Origin of the sequence: Sporosarcina sp. P16b (assembly GCF_002743065.1) — a bacterium.
In the GTDB taxonomy this organism is placed as follows: Bacteria; Bacillota; Bacilli; order Bacillales_A; family Planococcaceae; genus Sporosarcina.
Map to the genome: position 1 here is coordinate 15,696 of NZ_PDYO01000003.1, position 14,865 is coordinate 30,560.

Here is a 14,865-nt window from a genome sequence, read left to right on the forward strand (position 1 = left end):
TAAAAATAGGGGGAGTGTTACATGTCGGGGAAAACATTAGCTCAAGGTTTAATGGCATCAAGTGGAGAACAATTACGGTTAATTTATGTTTTGGTAATGGAAACTGGAATTTATAATATGATAGCAAATAAAACGAAAGACTTTTTGGATAAAGATGTAGATCATTCACAACGGCAATTAGATCAAGAAATTGAAAAGTTAATAGACGTGGACGATAATACACTACGTTTAGAATTATTTTTACATATGACAAAGGAATTTGAGTTAGCAGGATCACACTACAATACATCGTATGAAATAGAAAATAAATGCGGCGAGGTTCTTCAAAAAGCACATACATATCAACTAAAAAAGGATAAAAGTTATACTGACTTTGTATCGCGAAATTTGCATTTATCTATTGATAACCAATTAGCTTTGTATCAGATGCAAAAAATATTTAAGTCAATTGGCGGTGAACTTAAAAATCTAACGGCTGATCAACAAGAAAGTTTTGCCGGTCAAATTGAAAAGTTCATTGAGTCACTACCAATAGAACAGCAAGAAAAAATAAAAGAAAAATTAAATATTGAGGCTGTGACAAATTCTACGATAACAAAGGTACTAGCAACGCAAGGTAGTGCTGTTTTGTTAGCTGTTATTGTGGAGATTGCTGGATTTACAGCTTATACAACATTAACTTCATTAATTGCTGGAACCGCTAGTTTAATCGGATTGACATTGCCGTTCGGATTTTATATGACGGCAACTTCGGTACTATCAATTATTACAGGGCCGATAGGTTTCATTTTAATTGGTGGAGCAAGCAGTATGATGATGCTAACACAAAGTAAAAAAGTGAAAAAGACTTTATTACAAATGGGGATCGTGCAGTTAATGCTACCAGTATTGTTGGACAATGAGAAAGTATTTACATATGATGCTTTTATTCAGCAGTGGACAATTCATTATAATAAACAAAATCAATTGTTGGACTCTATTTCCCAATATCAAAAAGTAGGTACAAGTATTTCTCAAAATATAAATGCTACAAACGAAAGTATAGAGGTTAACATTAATCAGTTAATGGAGAATAACAACGCTTATGATGAAATCATTAATCAATTTGCCAATAAATTAGCACGAGTAAATGAACAGGAGATGACAGAATCCTTCTTTAAGAAAAAAATGGAAATAGCCAACCTGGAATCTCAAGTACAACAAAGAGTGAACTCAGTGGAAACAAATAGTCAGCAGGGTTCTTTTTTTGGCAAGGTGCGCGGTATTATATCAAATATCACGGATACACTTGATATAAAAAACTACAATGAACAAATTCAACGATTAAAAAAAGAGCAAGCGGTTGAGCTAATCGCCATTCGTCCTTCGAGTTTGAGAGAAGAATGTAACGAGGCATATACCATTATAGAGTATAAAAAGGTTACACTTAAAAAACTGGCAAAATTAAATGTACAAAAAAGTATTCTCGCGGAAACTTTATCAGCAAATAATAGTAAACTTCGTCAAGAACAAAATGCTTTACGCATCTTTCAAAAGAAAATACATGGTTTAGGTGATATTGTATGATACAAAATGAACAATTTTGGAATCATTGGCGTAACGGGGAATTTGAACAAGCGATGAAATGCACAGTATCCAATGAAAAGAAAAGAAAAGGTGCTAGGCTTTTTGGAAATACAAATCAATCAGGGGAAACGGATATCATCGCGGGGATTAGTGCAGGTGAATTTTTATATGACTATTTGATGATTAATCCCAAGGTTGTAGATGGTATTAATTTTGCACGGAGTGAAGATTTGAATTCTATATTTTCGCTATCTCAGTTTGCAAAAACAGTTAATATGGATTTATCTACAGGAGACATGGCCCAGTTGCAAGGATATGTAGCTGAACAAATGATTGCCCAAAAGTTAGAAGCCACTGGATACGATGTTCAGTTTCCTGAAACTTCAAATCAGGCGGGATGGGATTTACTAATTGACGGGAAAGAGTTTCAAGTGAAATGTGGTAGTAATAGATCCATTGTTGATGAACACTTAGCACGCTATCCCGAGATCCCAGTATATGTCAATGATGAATTAGCTGTACACTACGCAGATAACCCAGATGTATACAGTGTAGGGATAACGAAAGAAGAAGTAGTAGATGCAACAAAATCTACATTATCTCATGCGGAGGATATCCTAGATTTTGAATTACCGTGGATTTCTACAGGTGTTAGTTCATTCTATAATGTAAGACGTATTGTAAAGGAACAATTACCTATACAGTTAGCAACACGGAATGTAGTTATTGACACAACCAGTCGTGCATCTTTAGCTGCTGTGGGACAAGCCGCTTTTACTGTTGCAGCGAATGCAATATTTGTATCAGGAGGAGCTTTTGTCGTAGTGTTGCCTATGGTCGGAGCTTATGTCGGATTAAAACAAAGTTGGCATGTTACAAATAAACTAAAGAAAATTCTTGCGAAAAAAGAATATCAACAATTAGATCAAAGTTTACTTGATTTAGTTATTGTTATGAAAAGACAATTGGATTTTAAAAAAGATATTAAAGTCGAAAAGTGGGAATATATTCTCCAAAAAAGTATGAACAATAGTCCTTTATCAAATGTAGAGGAAATTCATCAAGAGCGGCTTCAATTCATTAGTAATATGAGTAAAGAATTAACTTCAATTGAGAATGAAATAAAAAAAGATTCATTTCGTGCATTCGAAAGAGTCATTGCAGTCTTAATGAAATCAGGGATTCATGTATATAGTATTCGAAGCGAGCTTTTTAAAGTTGAAAAAGCGATGAAGGAATTACACAAAAAGTTATAGACAATGAGAATATTGTATCACTCCAATATTTTAAAGTCATATCTGCACTAACCCCCGACTAAAAAAAGAGAAACGGTTATTAGGACTCTATGCCATTTTTCTTTGTGAGTGTAACGGTTGAAGTCACACTCACACATCGTTATATAATATTTATATTTATTCGAGTGTTTTGTTATTTTAAGACAACATCTGCTATCTTTACTCTACCATGATTGGCTTCGTGAATGCTGCAAGCTTCTTGATATCATGCTAATCGAGTATTTAGTTTTCGCATGTTAGGTTAAAAAATCGCGATTCATTATGTGTCAGACGAAGAGCTTCTTTGACTGATAGTATTCAGTTTAGAAACTATTTATTGTAGTTTTTTAAAAAGAACGGTATAAAAACCAGTAGATAATTCAATAAGGCTTTTTTGATGCAACTCCTTTAAGTAATAAAATTGAACACTGTTGTGTAGGATGACGAACCATTATCATTTGTTTATTCGGAATGAAGGTGAGTTGTCTAAAATTATACGAGAGTTCTATCGTTCTATTCATTGCAATCTGATTGAAACTAAGAATACTCATTCACTATTCATTACTTACGCATCACCGCTGTTGAAATCGAGCACGGTTGTAACGAGAGGGCGTCTCTTTGGTTTCGTTGACACGACTAGCTCATTGACATAGTTTTCAAAGTTCGTTGCGTTAAACAAAGTCGATGGCCGCAGGAATGAGCTGAATTCATGGCGGTTCAACCATTGCTTGGTCTTTAGGTCGATGACACGAATAAAGTCTTCCTGTGTGTAGCCTTCTTTAATTCGCCCATTGATGAATTTACGGGTGGCTGCGGATTGTGGTTTAAACTGTTTTCCGGTTTTGTCATTCAGGTACTGTATCACAGAATGTGCGACGTCGAGATTCTTCTCGACAATGGGTTTATTCTTTATATTCTTAAGTTCTTTGGTAATAGGCCGTCCCATAGTGGGATACGCCACCGTCTCAGTTTGAGTGGGCACAGCGTCCAATTGTGGGTTGGCAGTCGTCTCATGTTGGGGTGGTGCCGCGTCCCGTTTTGGGTTATTTGGTATGTCGTTTGGCTTATAGGAAAATGGCAGATTTTCATAATCGATTCGATACCATTTCGTGTTGTCGATTTTCATCTTATTATGCTTCGAAGTGGAAATTAGATATCCTTTTTGTTCTAGGTCGTACGTAATTCGTTTGATTGTATTTAGTGACCAAAATGGAAATTCTTCCTTCCAGTCGTCGTATGAATTGAAGACCCACTTATGACCATCCCGTATGTTTTTTGAAATGTTCAAGCGGTAGTGCAGTTGTTACAGGAACAGCGCAGCGTTTAATTCAATTTTCATTGCGAGTGAAGGTAATAATGGAATCGGCTCTTCGTTTATTAATAGTTTCAACTTGTGATCCCCCTAGAGAAAAATTTTGGAGTACTCAATTTGTACTTCTTATACTCCATATAGAGAGTTTTTCCGAAAAGGATACACTGTTTTTAAAAGAAGGTAAAATGTCATGGATTGTTGCAAGTGCCAGGCTGCAAAACCATTCTGAATCCAATAAACAACTAGTATTTTTCATAAAAAAAGGATCAACCATTTTGATAAGGTTGATCCTTTTACTATTAGACTTTTGCGCATGTGATGACTTGCTGTTTATTTATAAGCAGAAGCCCATGGAATCCATTGCATTTTGTAATTCACTCTATTTTTTATTCCAAGATTCACCAACTTGAATCTGTATCCATCCCGTGGTGAGAATTTAGGGGAATCAAAACGAGTGGTTCCGTTTTTATTGGCTATAACCGTTTTAATTGTCTGCCAGTTGGAACTGCCGTATGGTCTCTTCTGTATGTATAGCATGAATGATCCGCTCGCTGTACTATTCGCTGTGATGGTACCTTCCATTACAGTGAAACTTTTTGCACCACTGTCATAACTTCCTTGGTAATTTTGTGTCTCGACGTAATTAGTAAAATAACCACTTCTGGTTTTATAAAGCCAATTTGCTTCTGCCTTAGGTGAAACTAAACCTCCGATACCACTAATGATTACCGCAAACGCAATGATCATCATCCAATTTCTCTTCATTGTTTTCATTAGACATTCCCCATTTCTTCATTACTCGTTCCCGTACTAGTCTAATAGTTTAGATATTTTATGAAAGGTGCAATAGTCCTTTAGCACTTTAGTTGGAGTTCTATAAGGATAAAATAAAGGATGGTGGCCATGCTGACTGTACGATAAGTAGCCATAAAAAAACTTCTGTATAATGAAATTACTATGCCTGTACGCATGTAATTTTCATTATACAGAAGATGTTATAGCGAGCAGGATGACTTATCCATCCGTGTCTTCGTCGACAAACTTCCCGTAATCCGGAATGGCGATCCGATCAAATTCATCGACTAATTTTTTTAGGCTATTGGCAAGTACCTCTCCCTTCATAGGCAATCCATGGCCCGTTGTGGCGACAGTTGGGTGTAAGGCTTCCAGTTTGATAACGGATTGTAAAGCAGCTTCCCAATCTGTAGTTAAATAGCGTGGTGGTCCACTTATTTCTTGTTCTTGCGTAATCACCTTATAAAGGTATTCTTGCTTTACAGTCACAAATGCATCTCCCGCAATTAAAGCACCGTCTTTCTGCCTGAAGAACGAGACATGGCCCGGTGAATGACCCGGTGTGTGAATCCATTTAAATTCCGGCAAAAAAGGTACACTGCCGTCTGGCGGTAAGCTTTGGATATGGCTTCCTAATTGAATAGGATCGGTTGGGAAAATAGAGGACATTTTGGCAATCATACCACCTTCTACACTCGTATCGGGGTCTGGATAACTGGATACACCGGTTAAAAACGGCAGCTCTAATTCATGGGCATATACGGGCACATTCCAATGTTCTACTAGTTCAATGACTGCGCCGACATGATCAAAATGTCCATGCGTCAATAGAATAGCTTTCGGACGACTCTTCACACCAAAACGCTCTTCTACAACCGCTATAATTTTCTCAGCCGAGTACGGCATGCCCGTATCAATTAACACGAAGTCTTTTGAGTTCGGATGGCCGACTAAAACAATATTCACAATTTGTATGGTGTGGCAATAGAGATCCGGTAACACTTCTAGTCCTTTTCCACTTCCAATGGATGTAGCTGGTATATATTTATAATCTTCTCCGTTAGATAGTTGTTTATCCAAGAAAACACCTCTTTCATTGTCTTTAAAAAGTCATTTGCCTTATGCATACCATACCCTTTTTCGATTGTAGTATTCACGAAAGGGGAGTGATTATGCAGTCCGGTGCCAGGTCTTCAGTCAATTCTCATCACGGAAAAATACTACTATGACGTGTTATGCCTTCTAAAATATTTCTCCCAAATTACCTCTTATAAAGTCCTATTAGTCATGATCTTCGAATAAAATGCAAGGACATCATTTTATAGGAGGTTGATTTGTGAATTCACTAGTTGTCTATATGTTCTTGGGCGCATCCTTAGCTGCGCCAATCGGTCCTGTTAAAACCGTTCTGTTAAATACAGGAATTAAAAGAGGCTTTTTCCACGCCTGGGCTTTTAGTTTGGGTTCGGTGACAGCGGATATTCTGTATATGTTCATTGTCTACTTTGGAGTAGGACAATTTATTGAGTCACCTTTAATTAAAATCATCCTCTGGTCGTTTGGGTGTTTTGTGTTAATGTACACGGGTATAGAAAATTTACTTACGTTGAATAAAGTGGAAATGAGTTTAAAGTTTGGCAAAAGAGTCAGACTGCGAACTTCTATGTTGACCGGCTTTTTGATGTCATTGATGAATCCGCTTACGATTATTTTTTGGTTAGGTATATATGGTTCAATACTTGCCAAAACAGCTGGTGGATCAACGGGATATCAAATCATCCTCAACAGTGGTGCGATTATGTTGGGAATTATCATTGTGGATGTGATGATGGCCTGTTTATCCAGTGGAGCACGTAAGTTCTTATCTGTCAGGCTGTTAATCATCGTTACCCTTATTTCTTCTCTATCTATGATCGGTTTTGGACTATACTTCGGCATTCAAGCGTATCAAGCGTTATTTTAATCAATTTCCACTGGGTGTTTGCGTAATTTTTTACATACTATACGGTTAGTGACGATGAAAAATAAGTCATGAAGTATAAAAAGATCAAGTTAGGAGACCATACCTGTAATTATTTGAACACAATAAGTCGAGGTGTGGTAATGGAAAAAGGTGCGGACAAAGTAAGTGTCTGGTGCATTGTTAGTCTGGCTTCAATTCCTCTTATTATGACGCTCGGGAATTCTATGCTCATACCAGTGCTTCCTTTATTGGAAGATAAAGTGGGTATTACGTCGTTCCAGTCGAGTATGATCATTACTAGTTATTCAGTGGCGGCTATTTTTCTCATACCAGTAGCTGGGTATTTGTCAGACCGTTTCGGACGGAAGATGGTCATATTGCCAAGTTTGGTCTTGGCGTTGATCGGGGGTCTGATTGCAGGGTTTGCGTCGTGGAAGATGGATGACCCGTATACGATGATTATTATTGGCCGGGTATTACAAGGGATAGGAGCGGCCGGTGCTATGCCAATCGTTTTACCGCTCGTGGGTGACTTGTATAAAGATGATGGCGAAAAAAGCAGTAATTGTTTAGGGATTATCGAAACGTCGAACACGTTTGGAAAAGTATTAGCGCCTATTTTAGGCTCAGCATTAGCTGCTGCGTTATGGTTCCTGCCATTCTTCTCTATTTCTGCACTCAGTGTCATTTCGTTTGTTCTGATCTTGTTCTTTGTTAAAGTCCCGAAAGAAAAAGATGAACCAGTAAAGTTTAAGGTATTTCTACAGAACACGAAAGACATTTTTGCGTCAGAAGGTAAATGGTTGTATACCGTGTTCTTGAATGGTGTTCTGGTCATGCTAGTATTATTCAGTATGTTATTTTTTTTATCGGAAAACCTGGAGAAAACACATGATATTGAAGGGATTAAAAAAGGTTTTGTGTTGGCCATTCCGTTATTATTCCTTTGCATAGCTTCCTTTTTATCGGGCCGAAAAATTAAAGGGGAGCTAAAAACGATAAAAAGAGTCATGGTCATTTGCTTAATCGGCATGTCTGCCAGTGTCATTTTTGTTGGATTTACAAGTAAAAAATTGATCCTCTTGTTGATCGTGACGAGTATAGTGGGAATAGCGATTGGCGCATTGTTGCCCGCGTTGGATGCCATTATTACAGAAAATATTGAAAAAGAACTGCGAGGCACGGTTTCCTCATTTTACAGTTCAGCAAGATTTATCGGTGTGGCAGCAGGTCCTCCTTTAATGTCGATTGCTATGAAAGATTTTCTAAACGGCAGTTATATCTTGGCTGCTGTACTGGGGGTTATTTTGACTGTTCTGGTTTTTAAGTTCATACAAGTTGAAGAAATTGAAGAATCAAATGAAAAAAAATGAAAAAGGACCTGACAGATCATTGCTGTCAGGTTTTTTTTTGTTTACAGATATGTACTAGAGGAAGAAGTTACTTGGACTTTAAACTAAAAAGAATGAGGAAAATCCCTGCGAAAAGACAAATCATACGTAACATAGATACTTTTTCCGTTAGACCATGCAAGGCGATTCCTGTCGTCACGATTAGTATAAATGGACCGACTAATGCAAGTAGAGAGTTAATATAAAAAGCCTTTTCCAAGTCGTTGAATTTAAACATGAGTGCAGCAGCGGATATTTCGATGCTTCCCGAAATTACTCGTAATATGATGATGAAAAGTAGCGCTCTTTCTATGATGGAAATCACGTCCTTTGATTGTATTTGGTTAGGTACCAGGTCCCCACACAATTCCCACACAATTCCCTCATAATATGATAAAGAAAAGTAGCGTTCTTTCTATGATGGAAACCACGTCCTTTAATTGTATTAATTCTATCTATATGCAAGGTGTCCATGAGTTATTTGTGCCCTGAATATAGATCGGTTATATGCGCATTGCATGCTCAACTGATGACATGAGTACTCTGGTCAAACATACATAAAATCAGCAACGCAACATAGTATGAATAGGGAAGAAGGTTGTAGGTGACTGAAAATGGAAAGCTCCTCACATTTGTTGGTGTGAAGAGAAGATTTTTCGCCAGTAACCTCGACGAATAGGGAGGGAATATATTGAAGAGTTTACAGGAAGAGATGTCATTTGAACTGCGTTTTTGGTTACAGATATTAGGTGATCATGCACGCTTCATTCATGATTCTTTAGCGCCGGATGAAGTGGAAAATATTCAGACAGCAAGTTATTTTATACAAGTATTTGATGGCCTTCTAGCTAAAGCAAAAGAAGGTGCTGATACACAAACCCTGCAAACAGTAGCGCAAGAAACTCAACAAGCGGCTGAAGAAATCCGCAAGTTTAAATTGCTATTGATCGAGCGGCATTTGGTCGGCAACATCAAAATTTCTTTGCCGCCTTCCTTTATTAATCACATGGTGAATGAAGTGGAAGAAGCTATACGTCTATTTGCTTGTTTTGCGAAAGGAGAGAAGCCGCCGGTCGTGCATCCTCTTCATCATGACTTGCTTTGGTTGCTAGATGCGGTGGGGCATGCAAACGCTCTGGATACAAATTTAGACCGTGTGGAAACGCAGCTGAAAAAGGAAAGTGAAAGATTTACTAAAGAGTGGGAAGCCTTTTATTTAAAAGCGATTGAGATGGCGGGTTATGTACGCACCAATATTATGGAGTTCCCCGCGTTAAATAGGTTTCACCAGGACATTAACTTAGAAATGACTATTTTTAAAGCGTTTTTAAAAGAGCTAGAAGAGATGGATTTGAAGAAAGAAACGCTGGGAACCCTTACTCCTTTAATGGCAGATCATATGGCGCGTGAAGAAATTTATTATTTAATGAAATTGGCTGAGTTAACGGATATTCCAGCGCCACAGGGGGATCCTTTGTGAGGTACCAGGTCCCCACACAATTTCCACACAACTCAGGTATTTGAATATGAGAGAGATAACCTCTTATAAAGGAAAAGCGTCCACTCCAAAATTTCGGAGTGGACGCTTTTTGATAATTGACGTACTTACAATCAGTTCTTATGTAAACAGATATGCATGTTTATATATACACATCTTAAAAGAAAAAATATTCGTCTTTTGAAAGGAAAATTTGCCAAAGGTGATGCTCCCCACGTACTACCGAAAGAAGTTGCGCTATGTATGAACCGTCAGCAATAAAACAGCATGATGATTCATTTATCAGTGATGAGCTCAATAAATATACTGAATTGTAAGAGATCGAAATTTACTATATACTGAAGTCGGGATGAATGAACTAGATATATAGCGACTATATGACTAAATATAGTAAATTGAAAAATGGAGGTTGTACGATGAATCAAGATATTCTCTTACGCAATAATGTCAAAGTTACGGGGAAAGGTGAAAAGACCATACTGTTTGCGCCTGGCTTCGGATGTGATCTGAATGTGTGGAGCTTGACAGCACCTTACTTTGAAGACCATTTCCAAGTGGTCTTATTCGATTATGTCGGTTCGGGGCAGTCTGATTATCAAGCATACCGTGCGGAAAAATATCAAGATCTCAATGGGTATGCGCAAGACGTGCTCGATGTGTGTAATGCTTTAGAATTAAAGGAAGCGATATTCGTTGGACATTCTGTCGGCGGTATGATCGGTATGCTATCGGCTATTCAGCAGCCTGATTTATTTGAACATCTCATATTAATAGGTCCTTCTCCTTGTTATCTAAATGAAGTGCCCGATTACTACGGCGGGTTTGAGAAGGAAGATTTAGAAGGTTTGATTCAGATGATGGACATGAATTATATCGGTTGGGCGAATTATCTAGCACAAGTTATTATGAAAAACCCTGAAAGACCTGAACTTTCACAGCAATTGGAGGATAACTTCTGCTCGACGGACCCAGAAGTCGCCCACCGTTTTGCGATTGCGACTTTCTTCTCTGACCATCGGGAGGATGTGAAGAAGGTTAGGGTGCCATCGCTCATTCTCCAATGTTCGGATGATAGTATTGCGCCTATTGAAGTAGGGCGTTATATGCATCGACACTTACAGAATAGCACGCTCGAAATCATGGAGGCGACTGGCCACTGCCCTCATATGAGTCATCCAGAAGAAACCGTTCAGCTGATTAGCCATTATTTGACTTCCGCATACAAACGTCCCGTCACAAATGGATAGACAGCTAGATTCTGCGCCGTTTGGTTATTTCACACTTGATGATGCAGGGATGATGATGGAAGTCAATCAAACGCTGCTTCGTTTACTCGGTTATCAGCTTCATGAGGTACAGGGGAAACACATCAATTTACTATTGCCAAACGCTAGCCGGTCTTTTTACCAGCTGTACTTTTTTCCAATGATTCGATTACAAAATAAAGTAGAAGAGATGTATTTTTCATTTAAGTCTAAAGATGGGCAGGAAATTTCCGTGCTATTGAACGCATTGCGCAATGAACGCGATGGAAAGGTGTTCAATGACTGTGCATGTTTGCGCATGAAAAACAGGATCGAGTATGAGGAAGTGATTCTTGCGGCCAAAAAAGACACCGAAACACGCAATCTACTCAAGGCGAAGCAAATAGCAGAGTTGGAGAGTTTGCGAATCGAATTAGAGTCCAAGCAGAAAAAGTTATTGGCAGTAAATGAATCGCTTCTGGAGATGGCCAATACGGATGGACTGACAGGTCTTAGGAACCGTCACTATCTACAAGAGTGTCTTTCTTCATATTTCATGCCAGACACTGAACAGTTCCTGACTCTTTCTTTTCTGTTGATCGATATAGACTATTTTAAAAAGGTCAATGATACATATGGTCATTTGACAGGCGACAGCATATTGCGGAAGTTGGGGAATTTGTTGAGGGATGGAACGAGAAAAGATGATGTGGCTGCTCGTTACGGGGGAGAAGAATTTGCATTAGTTCTCCCCGCAACAGGGAAAGTAGAGGCGTTAGAAATAGCTGAGAGAATTCGTTGCCAAGTCGAAAATGCGGACTGGAATACTTATGGTGTTACGATCAGTATTGGGGTAGCGACCAAGGTGCCGGGAGATACAGAGAATTCCTTGCAGTCTAGGGCAGATTGGGCATTGTATAATTCAAAAGACAATGGACGGAATCGGATTACATTCGGGATGGAAGAGTGAGGGAGGGACCGTGGCTTTACTCAACTATGTTGTCTCTGATAACTAGTATATTCGTACTGTATCAAGAGAGTAGAATAGAATATTAATATTTTTTTAATTATTATTCATAAAAATGATAATAAACTGTTTAATAGTTAAAATAGACTAGCAAAAAAGATTTCTTGCTGTAAAATATAAGAAAAAAGAATACAAATGGAAAATCCGAATGAAGATTTGGTAAATGATGTCTGTTTAGTTGTTGGTCTTAAAGATAGTGATGATACATTGGCTAGCGTCTTGAGTGGAAGCGTATAACTGACACTGGTGATGTATCAGGACGAGATGTAAAAATGAGAGTGGTATAAAGAGGAGAAGAGATTATGATTAAATTTACGAAGAGAGTTTTACCCGCACTACTAGCATGCAGTATCGTGTTACTACCGGTTCAAACAACCGAAGCGGCTGCAGCGAAGTTTAAGAATTGCACGGAGTTGAATAAAGTATATCCTGGCGGTGTTGCAAAGAATGCTAGTGTGAAAAATAAAGGCGGTAAAACTAAACTGAAGCCTACTGTCGCGGCTAGTATATATAACACACACACAAATCTTGATCGAGATAAAGATGGTATTGCTTGCGAGAGATAAGGCAGAATAGCTACTACCATACTAGTATTTAGATAGTACATCAGTAGGGATATTTCAAAGAAGGTAACAAGTCACCGCGTAGTTATCTGGTTTTTGATTTCCAACGTGAATCGTCTATAATGTCATCTAGAAGAGATACCGGTCTCTATATAATTAAAAGGTTTTCTGATCATGGATATAATCAGAAAACCTTTTTTAGTTTTATAATAGCTACTTGTTCTCAACACGATTATTACGATAGATTAATTAGTCGTTGGCAGCCGGAAGAGTGAACGTTTGGTTCGGGTAAATCAAATCGGGATGTGCAATTTGATGTTTGTTTGCATCGTACACTTCTTGAACTTGCCTTGAAATTTCCGTGTTTGTCTGTATATTAGGATAGTGGGTTTTGATGATTGTCCACAAATTGTCGCCTCGTTTTACAGTATAAGCTAACGGGTTTTGTTGTTGTGATTCTTCACTTGAAGTTGAAGTTTGTTTATCGCGATTGTTTACAAGTTCCGTCGTTATACTGAGGCCACGACCGGAATCGATACTGCTGTCACCGAATGTATAGACTGTTGAATACTTAGACGGTATGGTGCCATCCGCAAGTGCTTCGGCAAATGGGTTGGGTTCTCCGTTGTAGATGTTCTTGAACTGGCCGTCTTCAGTTTCTATATCTGTATTTAGTAGATAGGCTGCCATGTGGCGATGCGTTTTGTTGCTTACATGATATTCGTCATACAAATAAAAATCATTTGGCTCAAATCCTGCAGTTTCGGGCGTGTAGTATTTGCTATCGGTAGAGTAGAGACCATAGCCGCCGTATGTTTCCTCATTTTCTGTAGTCGGGAAAACATCGCTGTTATCTTCAGAAGCCACTGCATAGCCGTATGCTGGGACCCAGTCGGAAATTAAATAGAATCCCATACTTTTGTAGCCGAATTTTTCGAAACCTTGTTCGTCAATGTTTTCTTTGAGCTGCTGATTATGTCCATATAGAACATGGACATCGTCTGGCGTAGAATCCAGCGCCAAGTAGTCATTGATCTTTTGGACAGTTTGCTGATTTCTTATGTCTTCAAATTCGGTCAACCCTTTACGGTCATCTTCATAACGGTTGGGTAGCAGTATGTATCTCGCACCGCCCTCTAGTAGATTTTGTACCATCTTCAAGGAAAAGTCACTGGCAAGTTCGGCGGTGCGATCTACGCCAAGATCTTCAACTGCATAGCCATCATTTCCACCTACGCTTATGATATACAGAGCGTCTGGATCGATTTTCCCGTTATGTTCTGCAAGGAACGTCTTCACTTGCTGATCCGCGCTCCAGCCTTTTAGGAAAGTGGAATAGTTGGAACGTTCATCTTCGCTGCCTTCTGTTCCAAATAGGACGCCTGAAAAAGCACCGCCAACTGCATAGTTTGTCAAGTTGTCATAATCTCCGGTCAATTCCTTTGCCAGATATTCGGGAAAGACACGCCCGTTAGAGTAGCGTCCATTATAATAGTACTCGCTTTCCGCTTTTACATAGATGCCGTCTTCCGGGTCATACCCTTCGGCCGGTTGTGCCGCGAATCCTGTTGTAGCAACCGCTACACTTAAAAAGAATGCAAAAAGTAATGCTGCCCATGATTTGATTTTCATTGAATCCCCCTGTCTGATAGTAAGAATCGTGATACGTTGTGTGTACGAAAGAGTTTTCTGACTTTTTCGTACTAGAATACTATAGCATGAATACTGAAAAATCTGCAAAATTGAAAGTTAATTAGGGGATTTGAATTTTATTCGTACTAAGTGCCAATGTTGATCCGCGTCCCACTTTTTGGTTTACACCACCGTGTGTTGACTCGCTTTGTAAGTTACGTGTCACTCTTCATAGAAGTCATTTTGCCAAAAGGATACTAGTATTCCATAATCTTTTTATGAATTAACAGCGTGTGACGGATTTTACTTGGGTTAGACGTACTTATATCTCATATAACACTATCGAGCTGTTGACGAATTAAAGAGCGGTAGCAAAAATGAGTTTGAATTATTTTCTTCTATTGTCACAGCTTTAATTAATTACGATATATGCAATGGCGAGAATTATCTCGCGAACGTCCTTATTCGTAAAGTTCATTGGTACTAGATCGACTCATAGTCAGTTGCGCTATCGTGTAAGTGTATGTCGGTACTGGCGATACTGATAGTTGAGTCAGCTAGTGTCATGTTTTGGGTATGGAAAAAGAACATCTGTAACTT

Annotated in this window: 13 protein-coding genes; 8 read left to right on the forward strand and 5 right to left on the reverse strand. The window is 38.6% G+C overall.

Annotation, left to right across the window (positions count from 1 at the left end):
* Window positions 1-21 precede the first annotated feature (21 nt).
* Together CSV77_RS05785 and CSV77_RS05790 are read left to right on the forward strand one after the other, a co-directional pair.
* The gene (locus CSV77_RS05785; RefSeq protein ID WP_099672664.1) at window positions 22-1,566 is read left to right on the forward strand and encodes a hypothetical protein; all 1,545 of its coding nucleotides are present in this window, start codon (window positions 22-24) and stop codon (window positions 1,564-1,566) included.
* The gene (locus tag CSV77_RS05790) at window positions 1,563-2,822 is read left to right on the forward strand and encodes a hypothetical protein (protein WP_099672665.1); all 1,260 of its coding nucleotides are present in this window, start codon (window positions 1,563-1,565) and stop codon (window positions 2,820-2,822) included. Before CSV77_RS05785 ends, CSV77_RS05790 begins: the two co-directional genes overlap by 4 nt.
* 583 nt (window positions 2,823-3,405) lie before the next feature.
* Here the strand turns inward: CSV77_RS05790 and CSV77_RS05795 are convergent.
* The 3 genes from CSV77_RS05795 to CSV77_RS05805 all read right to left on the reverse strand — a co-directional run bounded on the left by CSV77_RS05795 (window position 3,406) and on the right by CSV77_RS05805 (window position 6,027).
* Window positions 3,406-3,966 (reverse strand): conserved phage C-terminal domain-containing protein, encoded by a 561-nt coding sequence (locus CSV77_RS05795; RefSeq protein WP_144034661.1) that lies wholly within the window; start codon window positions 3,964-3,966, stop codon window positions 3,406-3,408.
* A 516-nt stretch (window positions 3,967-4,482) separates the two neighbouring features.
* Window positions 4,483-4,926 (reverse strand): hypothetical protein, encoded by a 444-nt coding sequence (locus tag CSV77_RS05800; protein WP_099672667.1) that lies wholly within the window; start codon window positions 4,924-4,926, stop codon window positions 4,483-4,485.
* Window positions 4,927-5,166: 240 nt separating this feature from the next.
* The gene (locus CSV77_RS05805; RefSeq protein WP_099672668.1) at window positions 5,167-6,027 is read right to left on the reverse strand and encodes an MBL fold metallo-hydrolase; all 861 of its coding nucleotides are present in this window, start codon (window positions 6,025-6,027) and stop codon (window positions 5,167-5,169) included.
* 256 nt (window positions 6,028-6,283) lie between these two features.
* Here CSV77_RS05805 and CSV77_RS05810 point away from each other — a divergent pair, with 256 nt between their 5' ends.
* Together CSV77_RS05810 and CSV77_RS05815 are read left to right on the forward strand one after the other, a co-directional pair.
* On the forward strand, window positions 6,284-6,910 hold the full coding sequence (locus CSV77_RS05810; RefSeq protein WP_099672669.1) for a LysE family transporter: 627 nt from the start codon (window positions 6,284-6,286) through the stop codon (window positions 6,908-6,910).
* A gap of 140 nt (window positions 6,911-7,050) precedes the next feature.
* Window positions 7,051-8,283: an MFS transporter gene (locus CSV77_RS05815; RefSeq protein ID WP_099672670.1), complete on the forward strand. Its 1,233-nt coding sequence runs from the start codon at window positions 7,051-7,053 to the stop codon at window positions 8,281-8,283.
* Between the two features lie 67 nt (window positions 8,284-8,350).
* Here CSV77_RS05815 and CSV77_RS05820 read toward each other — a convergent pair whose 3' ends face one another.
* The gene (locus CSV77_RS05820) at window positions 8,351-8,626 is read right to left on the reverse strand and encodes a YqhV family protein (RefSeq protein WP_099672797.1); all 276 of its coding nucleotides are present in this window, start codon (window positions 8,624-8,626) and stop codon (window positions 8,351-8,353) included.
* Between the two features lie 387 nt (window positions 8,627-9,013).
* Here CSV77_RS05820 and CSV77_RS05825 point away from each other — a divergent pair, with 387 nt between their 5' ends.
* From CSV77_RS05825 to CSV77_RS05840, 4 genes are all read left to right on the forward strand, one after another.
* Entirely contained in the window at window positions 9,014-9,781 is a 768-nt protein-coding gene (locus tag CSV77_RS05825; protein ID WP_099672798.1) for a DUF2935 domain-containing protein, read from the forward strand.
* 434 nt (window positions 9,782-10,215) lie between these two features.
* Window positions 10,216-11,046: an alpha/beta fold hydrolase gene (locus CSV77_RS05830; protein WP_099672671.1), complete on the forward strand. Its 831-nt coding sequence runs from the start codon at window positions 10,216-10,218 to the stop codon at window positions 11,044-11,046.
* Window positions 11,039-12,013, forward strand: a complete 975-nt coding sequence (locus CSV77_RS05835; RefSeq protein WP_099672672.1) for a sensor domain-containing diguanylate cyclase — start codon at window positions 11,039-11,041, stop codon at window positions 12,011-12,013. The genes CSV77_RS05830 and CSV77_RS05835 overlap by 8 nt, the downstream gene beginning before the upstream one ends.
* A 359-nt stretch (window positions 12,014-12,372) precedes the next feature.
* Window positions 12,373-12,636 (forward strand): excalibur calcium-binding domain-containing protein, encoded by a 264-nt coding sequence (locus CSV77_RS05840; RefSeq protein WP_099672673.1) that lies wholly within the window; start codon window positions 12,373-12,375, stop codon window positions 12,634-12,636.
* A gap of 246 nt (window positions 12,637-12,882) precedes the next feature.
* Here the strand turns inward: CSV77_RS05840 and CSV77_RS05845 are convergent, their stop codons facing one another.
* A complete protein-coding gene (locus CSV77_RS05845) occupies window positions 12,883-14,265 on the reverse strand; it encodes an SGNH/GDSL hydrolase family protein (RefSeq protein WP_099672674.1) in 1,383 nt (460 codons plus the stop codon).
* Window positions 14,266-14,865: the final 600 nt, after the last annotated feature.